This is a genomic window from Paenibacillus sp. FSL R7-0313 (genome assembly GCF_037969885.1).
Classification (GTDB): Bacteria; Bacillota; Bacilli; order Paenibacillales; family Paenibacillaceae; genus Paenibacillus.
Window position 1 is genome coordinate 4,821,243 of record NZ_CP150219.1, and the last position, 16,805, is coordinate 4,838,047.

13 protein-coding genes are annotated in these 16,805 nt (G+C 44.1%); 1 reads left to right on the forward strand and 12 read right to left on the reverse strand.

Going from position 1 to position 16,805, the window contains the following annotated elements; genetic code table 11:
• Window positions 1-156 precede the first annotated feature (156 nt).
• The 10 genes from NSQ38_RS20915 to NSQ38_RS20960 all read right to left on the reverse strand — a co-directional run bounded on the left by NSQ38_RS20915 (window position 157) and on the right by NSQ38_RS20960 (window position 12,529).
• Window positions 157-1,059 (reverse strand): carbohydrate ABC transporter permease, encoded by a 903-nt coding sequence (locus NSQ38_RS20915; RefSeq protein ID WP_017688457.1) that lies wholly within the window; start codon window positions 1,057-1,059, stop codon window positions 157-159.
• Window positions 1,060-1,071: 12 nt separating this feature from the next.
• Window positions 1,072-2,037, reverse strand: coding sequence for an ABC transporter permease subunit (locus NSQ38_RS20920; protein ID WP_215078824.1), 966 nt, complete (start codon window positions 2,035-2,037; stop codon window positions 1,072-1,074).
• Window positions 2,038-2,148: 111 nt separating this feature from the next.
• Entirely contained in the window at window positions 2,149-3,804 is a 1,656-nt protein-coding gene (locus tag NSQ38_RS20925) for a sugar ABC transporter substrate-binding protein (protein WP_339783906.1), read from the reverse strand.
• Window positions 3,805-3,943: 139 nt separating this feature from the next.
• A complete protein-coding gene (locus NSQ38_RS20930) occupies window positions 3,944-5,485 on the reverse strand; it encodes a response regulator (protein ID WP_339783907.1) in 1,542 nt (513 codons plus the stop codon).
• 13 nt (window positions 5,486-5,498) lie between these two features.
• Entirely contained in the window at window positions 5,499-7,262 is a 1,764-nt protein-coding gene (locus tag NSQ38_RS20935; protein ID WP_339783908.1) for a sensor histidine kinase, read from the reverse strand.
• A gap of 22 nt (window positions 7,263-7,284) precedes the next feature.
• Window positions 7,285-8,400, reverse strand: coding sequence for a helix-turn-helix domain-containing protein (locus tag NSQ38_RS20940; RefSeq protein WP_339783909.1), 1,116 nt, complete (start codon window positions 8,398-8,400; stop codon window positions 7,285-7,287).
• Between the two features lie 348 nt (window positions 8,401-8,748).
• Window positions 8,749-9,588, reverse strand: a complete 840-nt coding sequence (locus NSQ38_RS20945; RefSeq protein ID WP_339783910.1) for an SUMF1/EgtB/PvdO family nonheme iron enzyme — start codon at window positions 9,586-9,588, stop codon at window positions 8,749-8,751.
• A gap of 134 nt (window positions 9,589-9,722) precedes the next feature.
• Window positions 9,723-10,358: a glycoside hydrolase family 11 protein gene (locus NSQ38_RS20950; protein ID WP_339783911.1), complete on the reverse strand. Its 636-nt coding sequence runs from the start codon at window positions 10,356-10,358 to the stop codon at window positions 9,723-9,725.
• Between the two features lie 72 nt (window positions 10,359-10,430).
• Complete coding sequence (locus NSQ38_RS20955; RefSeq protein WP_339783912.1) at window positions 10,431-11,204, reverse strand: alpha/beta hydrolase-fold protein; 774 nt, start codon at window positions 11,202-11,204, stop codon at window positions 10,431-10,433.
• A gap of 41 nt (window positions 11,205-11,245) precedes the next feature.
• Complete coding sequence (locus tag NSQ38_RS20960) at window positions 11,246-12,529, reverse strand: SGNH/GDSL hydrolase family protein (protein WP_339783913.1); 1,284 nt, start codon at window positions 12,527-12,529, stop codon at window positions 11,246-11,248.
• Window positions 12,530-12,818: 289 nt separating this feature from the next.
• Here NSQ38_RS20960 and NSQ38_RS20965 point away from each other — a divergent pair, with 289 nt between their 5' ends.
• On the forward strand, window positions 12,819-13,961 hold the full coding sequence (locus tag NSQ38_RS20965; protein ID WP_339783914.1) for a glycosyl hydrolase family 8: 1,143 nt from the start codon (window positions 12,819-12,821) through the stop codon (window positions 13,959-13,961).
• 219 nt (window positions 13,962-14,180) lie between these two features.
• On the opposite strand, the gene NSQ38_RS20970 is transcribed toward NSQ38_RS20965, so the two are convergent.
• Entirely contained in the window at window positions 14,181-15,821 is a 1,641-nt protein-coding gene (locus tag NSQ38_RS20970) for an ABC transporter substrate-binding protein (protein ID WP_339783915.1), read from the reverse strand.
• A gap of 39 nt (window positions 15,822-15,860) precedes the next feature.
• Complete coding sequence (locus NSQ38_RS20975; RefSeq protein ID WP_339783916.1) at window positions 15,861-16,790, reverse strand: carbohydrate ABC transporter permease; 930 nt, start codon at window positions 16,788-16,790, stop codon at window positions 15,861-15,863.
• Between the last annotated feature and the right edge of the window lie 15 nt (window positions 16,791-16,805).

Below are 16,805 nucleotides of genomic sequence, written 5' to 3' on the forward strand. Positions count from 1 at the left end.
TATAAATTATAGTAACTTTAATTTAATTGTCAACAACATTATTGAATAAGTTAGATTCGTGTGCAATTGACATACTACGGTCCGCCGTTTAAAAAAACATAAAAAAACGGTCACCTAGTGACCGTTTTTGATCGGTTATCTGGAACTGCATTAAGTTTACTCTTTTACCCCTCCAAGCTGCAAGCCATGAACGAAATACTTCTGCAAAAATGGATATACGACTAAGATGGGTAATGCCGCAACAATCGTAATCGCTGCCCGAATAGATACAGGTGTGACCATGTTACGCGCAGCACCAAGATCTGCACCATTGGCAACGGCTGCACTGCTGTTGGAATTCATAGAAGATGATAATAGTTTCATCAACTCATATTGCAGCGTGCTTAGGTTTTGTTTGGAAGATGCATACAGAAACGTATCAAACCAAGAATTCCATTGACCGACTGCAATGAACAGTGCAACAGTAGCAAGAACCGGTTGGCACAGCGGTAGAATAATGGAAATGAATGTTCTGAAATCTCCAGCACCATCGATTTTGGCGGATTCGATCAATCCCTCGGGTAGTGTCTGGATATAAGTTCTAATAACAATCATATTAAAGGCACTGATCAGCCCAGGAATAATGTACACCAGGAAGTTGTTTAACAAATGCAAATCTTTCATTAGGAAGTAAGTTGGAATAAGACCTGCACTAAAATACATCGTAAGAACAACTGTAATGGTAATGGGCTTTCGTAATATATAATCTTTTCGGCTTAGTGTGTAAGCCAGCATGGAGGTTAAGAATAGACTTAAAACTGTCCCCAAAACCGTTCTCGCCACAGATATACCAAAGGCGCTGAAGATGGTCCCTCCTGCAAATACTGCTCTGTAGTTTTGATCTGTCCATACCCGAGGCCACAGATAAATCCCACCCCGGATGGTGTCATTACCGGCATTGAATGATACGGCGAGTGTATTCACAAACGGATACAGGGTAACAATCGCGATTGCGATCATCAGTATACCATTTAACGTATGGAAGACAATCGGTTCAAGCCGAGATTTATTGATTCCCATCTCTAGTCCCCCTTATATTAATCGGTCTTCCCCGAGCCGTTTGGAAATTGAATTCGCCGCAAAGATCAGCGTGATACTAACTACTGTTTTGAAGATACCTGCCGCAGTAGCCAAAGAATAATTCCCGATCTGTAGTCCGTACTTCAGGACAAATATATCTATCGTCTGTGACCAGTCGACAACCACACCATTACCTAACAGATACTGAACCTCGAATCCAGCTTCCAAAATCCAGCCCATATTCATGATCAGCAAAATGATAACAATGGATTTGATTCCGGGTAAGGTCACATACAGCATTTTCTTATATCGGTTCGCACCATCAATCTCTGCCGCTTCATAGAGGGAAGGATCGATAGACGTGATGGCCGCCAAATAAATAATGGCATTCCAGCCAACTTCTTTCCATACATGGGATGCGCCTACAATGCCCCAGAAGTATTCCGGAACGCTAAGCCACATGATAGGTTCTTGAATGATATGCAGCTTCATGAGTACCACATTCACAATCCCACCATCTACAGATAGTGAACTTGCTACGATACCTGTCACAATAATCCATGAGAGAAAGTGAGGTAAATACGATATTGTTTGAATGGTTCGTTTATATAACTTATGTTTGATCTCATTAAGTAAAATGGCAAATATAATGGCTGTCGCAAATCCGAGCACCATATTGATGACGCTCATCGCAATGGTATTACGAAGCACGTTAAGAAATGCATCGTCTGTTAGCAAAAACTTAAAGTGTTTGAGCCCGACCCATTCCTGCTGCGTGAAACTTTTCGCAGGACTGTAATTCTGAAAGGCCATAACCCAGCCCCAAATGGGATAATACGAGAATACGAGAATGTACGCAACGATGGGCAATGACATGAACATGAGTTGTCTTTGTCCGCGCAATCGTTTTAACAGTGGTGCTTTGGTAACGACTGTACGGGTAGTTTGCTCTGGTATGGCTCCAGGCGTGTTCGCCATCTTTCACTCCTCCTATTGGCTTGCAGCGACTTTAAGCATGATGTCCTCGGAAGGCACTCGCCTGAGTAATCCTTTGGTTGGTACCTTCCGAGAGAATCATTGCCGCATTTTTTATTTAACAGACCAGTTCTCGATTCTCCATTTCAGTTGTTCATTAATCCGATCTTCATACGATTTGACATCGATCTTCTTGTAAGCGTCTACATATTCAGTCCAAATGTTATCGAACTCATTCGGTTTTGACATGATTGCTTTAGGCAAGAATTTCAATGAAGTGTCTGTCATTTGTTTGTTCGCTACCGCAGCATCAGAGCCTTCTTTCAGATCGACCTGCCATGCTGGATAGTACACTGGATTTTCTGGTGCAGGAGAGAAGAAGTCACTCCACGTTTTGAAGCCGTATGCATCCAGAAGTTCTTTATCTTCCGGTTTGAGGTTGTCATAGAATTCCTCAGGTTGGTTGATCGCTCCAATTGCATTGCCATCTTCAAATGTTCCTTCGAGCTTCGGTGCAGCAGCGTAGAAACCTTCAGCTTTGTTAACCAATCTCCATGCCGGGTCATCCTGCTCTGTCCGTTGCTCTGGTGTACGATAGAATCTTCCCTCTTCATTCACTTGATAGTCTACACCCTCTTCACCCCATGACAAGAGCTTCTGGTACTTCTCGTCCATAAGCTTATCGAGGAATTTGATGAGTGCGACAGGGTCTTCGGCATCTTTACTGATACCAAAACCATTGTTCAAGTTAATGACCGGACGATCCAGATAATGATCTGTGATACTTGTATCATAGACAAGCGGGAAGCCTACGTATGTCTGGCCAATTTTCCCCTGTGCTACGAGTGGGTCTTCGCCGGCTTGGAAATTCCAGTGCTGGTCGAACATACTAAGCACACGTCCCGAAGAAATTTTGGCCAAATATTGATCATAGTTCTGAACAAAGGCTTCTTTATCCAGCAATCCCTCATTATACAGATTGTTTAATTCTTTATAATACCGTTTGGAGATATCTTTGTCGGCAAAAACGGTTGCGACTCCACTATCATCTACGACTACGCCCCCGTCATTGGGGTGACCCGTAAGATGTTCAGGTGGGTTAAGCAAAGGGAACGTCCGCCAGTCTGAAGCCAATGTAGTGAAACCAATCGTCGGTTGACCATCAATCGTTGGATTCTTGGCTGCATAATCACGGATCAACTTTGTGAAATCATCCAACGTTTTAGGAGTCGGGTACCCGGCATCCTTCAGTATGGACTTTTGAATCCAGAATGCAGGACCAGAATAATAGTTACTAATGAACTCCCCTGTATACACACCATAGTTAGGCAACCAGTAAATATGTCCATCACTGGAGTCTTTCATCCGGTTCCAGTCTTTACCGAAATGTTTCTTTAGATTAGGTGCATGCTCTTCAATGAGATCTTCGAGCGGAATAACCGCACCGGCTGATACCAATTTGGTATCTGCTGTGATCAAGTCAGGGAAATCGCCACCGGCAATCATAACGCCGAGCTTCTGTTGAAGATCACCCACAAGAAACTCCATCTCAAGATTGACGCCGAGTTCATCCTGGATCTTCTTGTAGATTCGGTTATCTTTAGCTGGTGCCTGATTTGGCGTTCCGATAAAGGCCGTGATGTTCAGTACCTCTTTCCCATCCTTTGTAGTCGTTTTCTCATTGTCACCGCTGCATCCTGCAAGTGCCAAACTCAAAGCCAGAACGAGTGATACGGAACCCCAAAGCTTCTTTTTCTTAAGTCCCCCCATGTACTTGCCCTCCTTGGAAGTGGTATGTCTTACTGTTTTTAGTATGAAGAAATGTATGCGGTTACAAAATATATACATTTAAGGTCTACCCCCCTGTAATTGTAGGTCTTATTCAGGAGGGGTTCTTCTTTTTCATGGATCAATTCGCATACTTTTGCCTGTATTCTAAAGGTTTCATGGCTGTTCGTTTTTCGAAGTGTCTGAGAAAATGCTGGTAACTGCGGTACCCTACCTGCTCTGCAATCGCACTTGATGTTTGATTCGTCTGCTGGAGGAGACGCTTCGCTTCTTCCATTCTTAGATCATGTACTACCTCGATGACACCCTTGCCATACTTTCGCAAAAAGGATTGCCCTAAATGGACAGGGTTCACGTAGAATCGTTCTGCAAGCTCCTGAATCGTAAATGTCTCTCTGTAATGCATCTGCACATATTCAGCAACCGTCGCCTGGATGCCACCAAGTTGCCTCTCCCGGAAAATAGCCAGTTCTGCCTTGCATTGCAAACAGAAATGTTCCAGATTGTTAGCAACCTCTTCTATGTTTCGATGGCCCTTCTCCAGAATTCCGCTTGCCAATTCATTCATTAGAGCATTAGGTTCTCCTCCTAGTTCTCTACACAGGGACAGTCCGCGGAATATAATGTGAGTAGAGAAAATATGTACAATCTCTGGGGCAGCCTTCATCTGTATAAACAGTTCAAAGGCACCACGAATGGAACTCGAGAGTTCCTCTACAGAACCGTTTTCAAGCAATTCGCTAATATGCTCCACCTCTGACAGTGTTTCCGGATCAAACTGCCAATTCTCCAGCTGAATTTCTTCGGCAATCAAAAGACGCTCTTGATTAAAAAACAAATAACGCCCAACTTCCTGAGCGGAGCGGAAGGATTCAGATAAATGCTCCAGTTTGTTGACCGTTAAACCAACCGCGATATGAATATCTTCGCAGCCGTTATTTTGCATGTTGCTCATCAAACGTTGGGCAAAGGCTTTAATTACTTCAGTCTTCTCATTTCTATCATTCAATTGTTCCCCCCATATAAGCCCCAATGAGTCTCTTGTTTTGTCTATCACATAACAACAAGTTTTTACATCAGCCGTTTGCTCGGCTACTGAACAGGCTTCCTGAATATCTCCCTGAAAAGCTATCCGCAGGTATGCCCAATGGGACTTGTTTAAATGAGGAAGGATTTCTGACATCTCCTGCTCCGATATATTCTGCTTATCCTTAATCAGTACGGACAAAAATGCTTTGATCCTTTGCTCGTTTGCATGTTCCCGAATGCGCTCCTGGTTCTCACGCTCCTGCAATTGCACACGGAGACGGACCAACATATCCTCTGCTTCTGTACTGTCAACGGGTTTGGTTAGATAGTTGGAGACACCTAATCGAATAGCTTGTCTGGCATAATTAAAGTCACTGTATCCACTCGTGATGACAAACAGCACAGATTCATGCTCCAATCGTCGTGCTTCTTCTACGAGTTCCAGCCCATTCATGACAGGCATACGAATGTCTGTCACCACGAGATCAGGTCGATCTTGTTCCATCATCCGAATGGCTTCCTCACCGTTGGCGCACACGCCTCTGATTTCGAAACCATACTTTTCCCAATTGATCAGAAGCTGTAACCCTTCAATGGCATACGGTTCATCATCGACTAACAGTACTTTATACATGAGAGTTTACCTCCTATTTCCTCTGTTCCAGCTTGGAGATCGGTATACGGTACCCTGCAATGGTTTCCTTTCCGGGTACACTGCTTAGATCAAATATCGCATTTCCCTCATAAAAGAGTTCCAACCTGCGGTAGACATTACGGAGTCCTACGTGCTCGCCGTTCCTGGGTCTTTCAGAACGAATATCTCGCAGGAGTTCGGTTAGTCTCCCTGCATCCATACCGATTCCATTATCGATCACCTGAATAACCAGTTCAGAAGCATTTCGTCTCGCAGTTATCTTGATCTCTCTTCCATTTTTTCGCGCCTGCAAGCCGTGTTTGCATGCATTTTCGACGAGCGGTTGAATACTCATACGGGGAATAAGCAACGAAGCTGCATCAGGATCAACCTCAAAGGTGTAATCAAACAGCTCTCCAAAGCGAAACTTCTCAATCTGGAGATAAAGATTCGTAAATTCCAGCTCTTCTTGCAAAGGAATCAGATTGTCAGAATGACTGAGCAACTGTCGCATCAGTTTGGACAGACTTTTAATAATCTCAATGACTTCCGTATATCCATTCTTCGTACTAACGACCAGCAAAGCATTCAATGTGTTAAATAAAAAATGGGGATTCATCTGACTCTGGAGCATCGACAATTCAGTCCTCACTTGATCCAGCTCCAGATCTTTTTGACGGATTTCCAGTTTATATACATCATTAATCAGCGTATGAATTTTACCAATCATGATGTTAAATGTACGAATAAGCCCGCCAATTTCGTCGCGGCCTTCGTGAATTTCAATGAGATCGAATCGTTCGTTACGAACCTTCTCCATATGCCTGGATAACTTGCGAATCCGATAGTGGTAGGAACGCAAAATAATGTAGATCAATACAGAGGGGACCACGATACTTAATGCAAGCAACCCCAGAATTGATTTAAAGGCTTCTTGCAAAAGATGGTCAAGGTGACGCGTATCGGCAACTCCAATCAATTTCCAACCCTTTAGGTAGGCTAGATTCCCCAACGATTTTTCGAGCGTGTAAGCAGAATCTCCAGATTCCTTGAGCATTGATTCATTATCAAGGGGGGATAAGTCGGTTTCGCTGAACTCCCCACTTGAAACGACAGTTCGATTGTTGCTGTCCACCAGACGCAGCTGAAGACTGTCTGATTCACGATTTAAAATGCTGTACACCCGGCTAAGTTCCAGATCAATCTTGGAATACTTGTTGTAATTGGCATAGGAAGTATAGGTATCCATTTTGCCAATCACACTGATCCGTCTTCCCGCGTTAAATCCGGAAGGCTCAATATAATCAACGACAAGAATGCCTCCACTGGTGGATTTCAGCTGTTTCAATCCAGGGAGTACATTCTTGTCTTTCATCACGATATAATGACTGCCCGTCTGAATGGTATCGTTATCCGTATAGATACGCACCTCCAGAATATTCGCTGACATATACCGTGTTAATTTATCTCGCAGGAATGCATGGTAGACGTTGTAATAATCCACGGGGGAGTGATAGGTCCGATCCAGTGCCTCATAGAGCGAATCATCTGCTGCAATAATTCGGCTCAGGGCAACGCTCTCATCAATCATGCCTAGCAGTTCCCCCGCAGCCCTGTCGATGGATTTACGCAGATTTTCCTGTTCTCTAATCTTGATATCCGCAGAGGTTCGTTCATAAAAGAAGATATTAATCGTTATTACAGGAAGGAGAATACTAAGTACATAAATAAGCAGAAATTTGGATCGGAGAGGAATATCATTAACCTTACTGAACATCCAGAATTTATGACGCATATAATCACCCTTGGTTTTTGTTTTTATAGACTGACGGAAGCTCCCCTGTATGCGCTCTGAACTTTTGGGTGAAATATTCAGCATCATGATATCCTAGCCTGAATGCAATGTCAGTGATCTTCATATTGGTACGTCGCAGGAGTTTACGTGCCTCCTCAACACGAAGCTGGTGCACATAGTCGCTGAAACTGACCCCCATCTCCCGCTTGAACTGTTGACCCAGGTAGGCAGAATTAACGTGAATACGATTAGCCACATCTTGTAATTTAATTTTACTTCGATAGTGTTGCTTCAATTCATTCACTGCTTCTGCAACAAGCCCTCCTGTACCCGTCTTTTGCTTCAATTCAGACTGGGAAAGTTGCTCGGACAGTCGAACACACAGATCTTGCAATGTGCCGGAAGACCAACTCACAGCCTCATGCCATTCTTTTGCACATAGTATTTCTCTGCAATCCTCTCTTTTTCCATATTTTCGTAGCAACTCCCCATGGATATATCGAATGACATGATGTATCCATTCCAACGAAACCTCTGCTTTTTCACTTTTCTCTAGCAGTGCACTCACTGCAATATCGATAGAATACGTATTTTCTGCCTCAATAAACGCCAAGATCTCTTTGGAGATGTTCATCATTTGCTCTAAATCATATTCTTCGCTTATTCGATATTCATGAAGATGATTTTCATAGGCTTCATCTGTAACCATGACTCCATTTTGCTGTTTTTGCTCATTTCTGCGTTTGTCCAGAGGTTCGATCATTTCCATAAGGATTTGATGAATCTCCTCGGGAACAAGAGGTTTAAGCACATACTGATCGACCTGATACCGTATGGCTTGCTTCGCGTAATTAAAATCCGAGTATCCTGTAACGATAACAATTTTAGAGGTGTAGGCGAGATCTTCTCGCAAGGTGTGAATCAAACCAAGACCATCCATAACAGGCATTTGAATATCCGTGACGACAAGATCCGGTTCAACCGAGTTAAATAAAGCAAGTGCTTCCTCCCCATCCGTTGCCGTTCCACAGAGTTCATATCCACAAGCTCGCCAGTCAATCATCGTTCTCCATCCTTCTAGCATAAATGGCTCATCATCCGCGACAATGACCTTGTACATTAGCTCACCTCTCTTTTATCCTTGATCAGCTGCATGTATTTTATCTATATCTATGGGTAGATTCCAGTTGCTGTGAAAACGCTAAACAGCAGAACAACAGCAGGATTGTTGTCTGCTCGCACAACTTGGAGAACAAATTTTCCACCAGTCTCATCGTCAATAATCAAGAACATAGGAAATGGTTTCATCAGACCGTACGATTAGAACGCTCCGATTGTAGCGAAGCGCCGGATAACAATTCAAGTGTAACGCTTACATTTTGGTACAACAACCTGATAAACTATAGGTTTTCACCCGACAAAGTATAGGTTTAGCTCAGAAGTAATCTACTGTCAGGAAAAAGATTTTTCATTCTCCACGTACAATACGGAATCCTTGATCGGGACCAAAACCATTTGCATCAAATTTGCCTCGAAATGATATTTCATTGTTATTAACACCGCCGATCCAGCCTCCGCCTTTCACAACTCGCCAAGTTTGATTTGGACTCTCCGAATCACTGTACCAGTCCCAGCACCATTCTCTCACATTCCCAGACATATCATAGATTCCTAACTCATTCGCCTTCTGAGTTCCGACTTTTTTGGTTTGATTACGGTTGCTCTCAATAGCGGGCCAGCTCCAGTCACCCGTCAGAATGTTGTCGCCGGCATTTATCCAGTACCAAGCAACTTCATCAGGATTATTACTTCCACTGTATGTGTAATTTAAGCTCTTTTGCCCTCCGCTTGCAGCGTATTCCCATTCTGCCTCTGTGGGTAAACGGTAACCGTTGGCATCCTCGTTGATCGTTACATTCCATTTTATATTGTCGTTTTCATTCTGATTATTCGTGTCCTGGTTGTCCTTGTCTATATTGTAATAAGGTTTCAGGTTTTCTTTTATACTTTTTTGATTACAGTATTCCACTGCGTCATACCAGCTGACCATTTCAACAGGCAGGTCATCTCCCTTGAAGCCAGAAGGGTTTTCCCCCATAACCTCCATCCATTCTTTTTGAGTTACTTCGTATTTGCCAATATAGAAGGAATCCAGCGTTTCATTCCTATCAATCTGACTCGGCTTACTGCTCTTGAAGGCTCCCCCTTCGACAAATACCAGGTCATCGTTTAATTTGGTATTACTTGCTGAACAAGCACTTAGACTAACAACTATAGCGATTAAAGTTAACCATACCAGCTTCCTCATTCAATTATTCTCCTTTGCTAAGCTTAAATCCGGCAACGTCGAGGTCCGTTAGATCTGGTGAATAACGTTCCTCAACGCGTCCGGAAAATTGAATTCAAATGCAGGTGCAGACGTTGAACGGCATTACATCATTTTTACCAAACCGTCACATTTGCGTTACCGCTGCTTTGATAACCCTCTGTTGCCATCACCTGATAGGACCAACTATTTCCAAGGTACATCCCTTTGCTCGCCCATGCATTCACATGATTGCTGAACGTAATGGTAGAATTGACACCAGTCGGTCTCTTGGACTGTCTAACACTCCAATACTGAGGGAAAGTCTGCGTACCATCAATGGAAGGTGCATTGTATCTCATCGTTGTATAGATATCATATGTGCCACCATCACTAGTCATCGTGCCCTTATACGTTCCGGTCGGACGATACGTTCCCCAGCTATCCACCACGTAATATTCAATTAAAGCGTTTCGAGTCCAACCATAGAAGGTGAGATAGCCGTTACCTGAAGGAGCGAACACACCGGCGTTGTAATTGACTACCCGATTAGGTGTGCCATATGTCCACCCTTTCCCGACAACAAAGTTCCCGGTATTTTGCCAACTCACGCTGTAATTCCCTCCTGATCCGTTAACGGCGTTGACTGTTCCTCCACCATCTGTCCAATTCTGCCAATAATCTGTTGCAGCGCTGGATGTTGCTGCAAAGACACCAAAACTCATGGAAGCTGCAAGAACAACAGTCATTAATTTTTTGCCGAATTTGAACATAGAATAATACCTCCTGATATTTTAATAGATTTGGTTGATGCTAGAATCCGATATGAATGTTCTTCAGCAAATTCACTTGAAAAGACGTTGCGAAAACAGATACAGATCGTTCTTCCATACGGGCCAATCATGTCCTCCACTTTCCTCATGCCAGATATGGGGTACTCCGTGTTGAGCCAAATATCGGTGAACCCCAAGACTAATCTCTATAAGATTGTCCTGTACACCGCAAGAGATCCACAACAGCGAGAGTAATGAAGGCGCTTTCGAAAGATCGGGCACAAGTAACTCCGGACTTCTGGTGTTTGGAGCTGCGGAGAAAGCACCGATCCATGCAAAATGGTCTAAATTACTTAATCCGATATTTAAGGATTGACCTCCACCCATGGATAAACCAGCAATCGCCCTTTTATCCCGGCTTTTATGCAAAGGGTAATTCGACTCCATGTAAGGTATCAAATCGTTGAGCAGATCGGATTCAAACCGTTTAAATGCTTTGATTTTCTCAGGTTCAAACAGGTCTCCTTCGGCTCGGTCATTCGACATTGCGCGACCGTTGGGGAAAACAATAACCATCGGCTCAAGCAAGTTATCGTTGTACAGATTATCGAGAATAATTTGCGGAGAACCGTGAGTATGCCATTCGGTTTCGTCTCCACCAATACCATGTAAAAGAAAAAGTACAGGATACATCGTTGTCGAAGAAAATTCTGGTGGGGTGTACACCATCGCTTTACGGGAATTGCCAACCGTGGTGGAAGGATATTCTACCGTCTCCATAACTCCACGTGGTATATTCTCCCGATACTGGTCATATCCCGTTACTGCTGGTGATATCAATTCCATTCTCTTTTCCTCCGAACATATGAGTGACTATCAGTCTTCAGTTAATCCACATAGCCAAAACCCAGAATGGTGAAGCATTTATGTTCGTGACCTTCCGCCATTTCGATCTCGATGGAGTGCTCCCCCACATGCTCTTCGTTAACCAGAAGTGTGGCATGGCAATGGGTCCAGTTCACTTGACGCGGATCGACCTTTTGGACGAATACCCCATCTACCTTGATATGTGCGGTTCCGAATTCGTCGTTACCAGAATCCTTGAAGATCAGAATGAGGCGTTTGCACTGCAAACTTATTCGAAAGCTGCTCTGATCCTCTTCTCCCTCTCCTGTACGCATCCAGTTGTTGGGGAACTGAGGAGTACCATAGTCATGAGCATCCATCTCAGCCATCTGCAGATCCGTGTCCGTTTTACAAAAAGAGCCTGCATGGATTCGAGCAATATTATTGCCGTTTTTCCGATCCAACAGCTTCACATTAACAAATTCATTTCCAATTAGCGGAGCTTTTTCAATATCATGATCTTTCTCATCCCACTCAGAACGATTCGTCACGTCGAACAAATATTCCAAACAATCGGCCATAATTCGATGCCCTATGTTAGTTGGATGATATATATCATGGAAAAATTGCTTTTTGGAAATAACGTTGCCTTCACCTTTTGTCTTGTTGAACTGATCTACGACAGCATCTTTCACACTTACCATTGGCAGATCATAATGCCAGCCTACCGGAGCGAGACGATCCTGTAGATTCCAGTCATTTTCGAATACACTGAATAACAAGATGACCGCTGGCTTGTTATCGGCAGTAAGTGCTTTGAGTACCAGACTCTCATAACATTTACCTTGGGTTTCATCATCTGCGTCATTGACTGCGAATTCGATTATGACAACATCCGGCTGAACGGCACCTCCCCTCAGCACATCACGATCATAACGTACAATCCCCAGTTCTGAAGGAGTTCCACCCACACCTGCTTTAATCAGATGAATCGGACTATCTTTTGAAAGCGCAAACATAAACTTGAACGACTCATACGACCGATAAGCGTAACTTTGGAGATGAATAGGTACTGCACCAGCACCATGGGTAATGGAGCCTCCAATATAAGCGATAACGACAGGTTCGCCGTTTTTTGCCTTCTCAATGGCTCGTTTTAATCTGACATTATTTCCTTTGTTCAGAAGAGATCGGCCAATCATGTCGCGATATCCATGTGATTCAAAGTCAATTGCGGGCTTGACTGCCGACGCTGTCACTCCAACTGGATCGCGCGGTGCAGTGAATTCCGTGTTTTCACCTGCATCTCCTGAATCCTGGAGCATAAATCATCATCACATCCTTCCGGTTAGATTCTGACCATCCTCAAACAACATTTAAAGGATCACAGCTTGTATTATTATTAGATCGGATGTGATCCTTCTCCCAAAGTGTATCCCTTACATAATTTTACAACAACCTGACAAAGTATAGGATTTTAACCAATATATCATTTTAAGTTGAGTACAATGACATGCAGATCAGAACACCTATAATTTTTCATGTAAACGCTTTAATTTGTATACTATTTCCATGTTATAATTTTAAAAACCGCATGGATGAAGGAGGATACTAATGAATATCACGGGTCAAGGCGCGCGGGATACGGGTACATATACAAATCTGTTTCTGAAGCTAGGCTACGATGAGAATGAGATCATGAATAGATTGGAAGAAACATGGAACGAGCTATTTTATGGCGATGAAAATACTCGAATATATTACCCCATGGATGAGGATAAGGGATATTTGCTGGACACCGGTAATCTCGATGTTCGATCCGAGGGCATGTCCTATGGCATGATGATGGCTGTTCAGATGGACAAAAAAGAAGAATTTGATCGACTCTGGAATTTCTCACACACGTTTATGCAACATAAAGCGGGACGTTATAAAGATTATTTTGCCTGGCATTGCAAGCCTGACGGAACCCGACTCTCACAAGGTCCTGCTCCTGATGGTGAGGAGTTTTTTGCCCTAGCACTTTTTTTTGCTTCCAACCGCTGGGGCGATGGCGCTGAACCTTATGATTACAAGGCACAAGCCCGCAAGATCCTTCGTGCCTGTATTCATCAGGGCGAAGACGGCGAAGGTGACCCCATGTGGGACCCGGAAACAAAACTGATCAAATTCATTCCAGAAACACCGTTTAGCGATCCGTCCTACCATCTGCCTCATTTTTATGAACTATTCGCGAAATATGCGGATGAAGAAGATCAGTCTTTTTGGAAAGAAGCGGCGTCTGCTAGTCGGGCTTATCTGCATACAACCTGCCATCCCGTAACCGGACTTTCACCTGAATATGCGAACTATGACGGCTCTCCGGCTCCAATACAGCCGCATGGTGATTTCAGACATTTTTACAGTGATGCCTACCGTGTTGCTGCGAATATAGCGCTGGACTGGGAATGGTTCCGCAAGGATCAATGGCAGATCGATCAATCCAATCGGATTCAGTCCTTCTTCAGTGATATCGAAGTTTCCGATTATCGTCGTTATACTATTGAGGGTGAACCTTTTGACGAACCTTCACTGCATCCTGTAGGTTTACTGGCTACCAATGCCATGGCTTCACTGGCTGCGGACGGTCCACATGCTGACTCGTTCGTTCGCAAGTTCTGGAACACACCTCTGCGTCTGGGAGAACGACGTTATTACGACAATTGTCTGTATTTTTTCAGTATGCTGGCTCTAAGCGGAAGATATCGCATGTACTAAACCAAGGGAATGCGCGAACCGTTGAAGCTGTCCTGTGAATATTTGGCTTGCAGGACAGCTTCAATCATAGAATTTTAAGAAGGACGCATTGAAATTTACGATTTAATCTATATCAATAAAAAACGTTCCCGGCTCGCATATGTTGATTGCGAACCGGGAACGTTTGGGTGTGCAAATACAGGCAGTAACTTTTCGCTCTGTATGATTCAGATACTTTAATTATTTGGAAACAGAAGAAGTATCATAGGAAGATTGCATAATCTCCAGATATCGATTAATGTTCAGTCCCTCTAGGCCTTTCACATATTCATCCCAATCCTTATCCAGACTTTTGGCGCCTGTAATAAATTGCAGGGCGTTCTGATCGATGTAATCCTTGAGATTGGTCTGCATCATGCTGGCTTCATCAGCAAGGGACGGATCTACCCACAATGCCCAATGAGGGAAAACCTCTTTCGGTTCCTTGCCCTCCATTAACAATGTCGCCTCATAGAGCCGTCGCTCATAACCATCATTGGCATAGATGTCTGTTCCCTGCACTTCTGCGTCCCGATATGCACGATGATGATTGTACTGACTCAATGCAGCCCAGCTATCGTTACGAGGTTCTTCTCCGGAAGGAAGAGGAATGGCTTTATAGAGCGGTTCTACCTGATCATTGAGCGCCACTTCGCCTTCCTGTGGTTTACGCCAGCTTGTGCCCTCCTCTCCCAGATAAGAAGCCATGGTTCCTTCCTGGGTGTAGAAATAATCCAGCAGCTTTATAGCCGCGATCTGCGTTTCCTCACTGGCTTTGTTTGTCAGTACAAAGGACGCTCCGGGATCAATCGGATAGTTGTACGTAGCATAAGCAGCATGGGGTCCCTTCAATGGAGGGATGGGATTGTAATCATTCCCGTAAGGTGAACCTTCGGCAGTCGTTACGAATAACGATGGATGCATGGCTGCCCCGGCACCCAGAAGCTGTGCGTCGGCGTTATCGCCAATTTTTTTGAAGGCCCCGACATTTTGAGTAAAAGCCCCTGGATCAATCAACCCTTCATCGTACAGGGATTTAATATAGGCAAGTCCTTCTTTCCACTCCGGTTTGTTCACTACGGTCTCCACTTTCCCCTGATTGACAATCAGATAATTCCGATCGTCGTCATAGATAAAACCGTTCATCAAGTACGGAATAATGTGCACACCGAAATTTTCAGTCGAACCGCTTAGAGGTACTTCGTCGGCTTTGCCGTTCCCGTTCGGGTCTTTCGTTTTAAATGCCCGAAGCATTTCCTTAAATTCTTCTGTCGTCGTGGGTTCGGTCAGGCCCAGTTGTTCCATCCATTTGGTGTTGACCCACATCTTGTTCGGGTATGAACAGTGAAAACATTCATTCAGCCCCGTCAGACCGTAGATATTTCCGTCTGGAGCGGTGTTCATGGCCCGATAATAGTCATTGCTTTCAAGCACTTTTTTTATATTGGGAGCATGCTCCTCAATCAGATCATTCAGCGGCAAAATAACCCCCTGTTGACCAAACTTCAACAAGTCTGTCTGGGAGAAACGATCTACCCAAGGGATAAGCAGATACAGGTCCGGATAATCACCGGAAGCCAGTGAAATCTGTCTTTTCTCCGCTGCACCGTCGAATGGAACCGTGGTCCAGTTGAACTGAATATCAAACTTCTCTTCCATTTTCTTCGTGAATTTGTTTGTGGACAGGTTGGTATCCGAACCCTGGTGAGCAAATACATTAATGGCTGTCTTGCCTGACGGATCACTGCCTTCCCCGTTCCCTTTATTAGAACTCGAGCATCCGGCAAGTACCAACGAGGTAAACAGCATACAGGCAAGAATGATGAATCCCGCTTTTCTCAATACAATCCTCTCCCTCATGAATAGTAGAAAAAAATGAACTTATCCTTTGACTGAGCCAATTAGCATACCTTGCACGAAATACCGTTGAACAAAAGGATAAATGATTAGCACTGGCAAGCTGGCCATCACAATTAACGAGTACTTCATGAGTTCAGCCATTTGCTGCTGTTTGATCATTTCCGATGCATCCATGTTCCCCGTACTGCTGTTCAGAATAAGAATACTGCGCAATATCAGCTGTAGCGGATAGAGCGACTGTGATTTCAAGTAGATGAGGGCGTCAAAGTATGCATTCCACTGACCAACAGCGTACATAAGTGACAATACGGCGATAATCGGTTTGGCGAGTGGCAGGATAATACTGTAGATGAATCGGATGTCACTGCAGCCATCGATGTCTGCTGCTTCGGACAACTCTTCCGGTATCGAATTCTGAAAAAAGGTACGGGCAATAATGACTTGCCATACCCAGACGGCATTGGGAATCAGCAACGCCCAGCGGGTATCAATCAGTCCCATGGTTTTGACCACCAGATAAGTAGGGATCAAACCGCCTGAAAACAACATGGTGAAGGTAATAAACATCATTAACGAGCTGCGGCCAACAAACGTTTTTTTGGATAATGGATAAGCAATCATAATGGTCAGTGCCACGCTGATGAAGGTGCCGCAGGCTGTATAGAAAAGGGAATTGGCATAACCGGTAAGGACTTGATCATTGCGTAATACAGACTTGTAACCGTCAAACGTCAGGTCAATGGGCCACAACCAGACTTTTCCCGAGGAGACGGCAGCTGGGCTACTGAGCGAAGAACTCACAATATAGATCAAGGGATACAGCACGGCAATCAGCACTACAGTCAGCATGAAGTAAACAACCGTTATAAATACGCGGTCTCCCCAGGATTCACGAATCGTACTACTGCTCTTGATCCGCGAACGACCTGCATTTGTCTGTGTGTTAGGCATGGGTTGGTTCTCCTC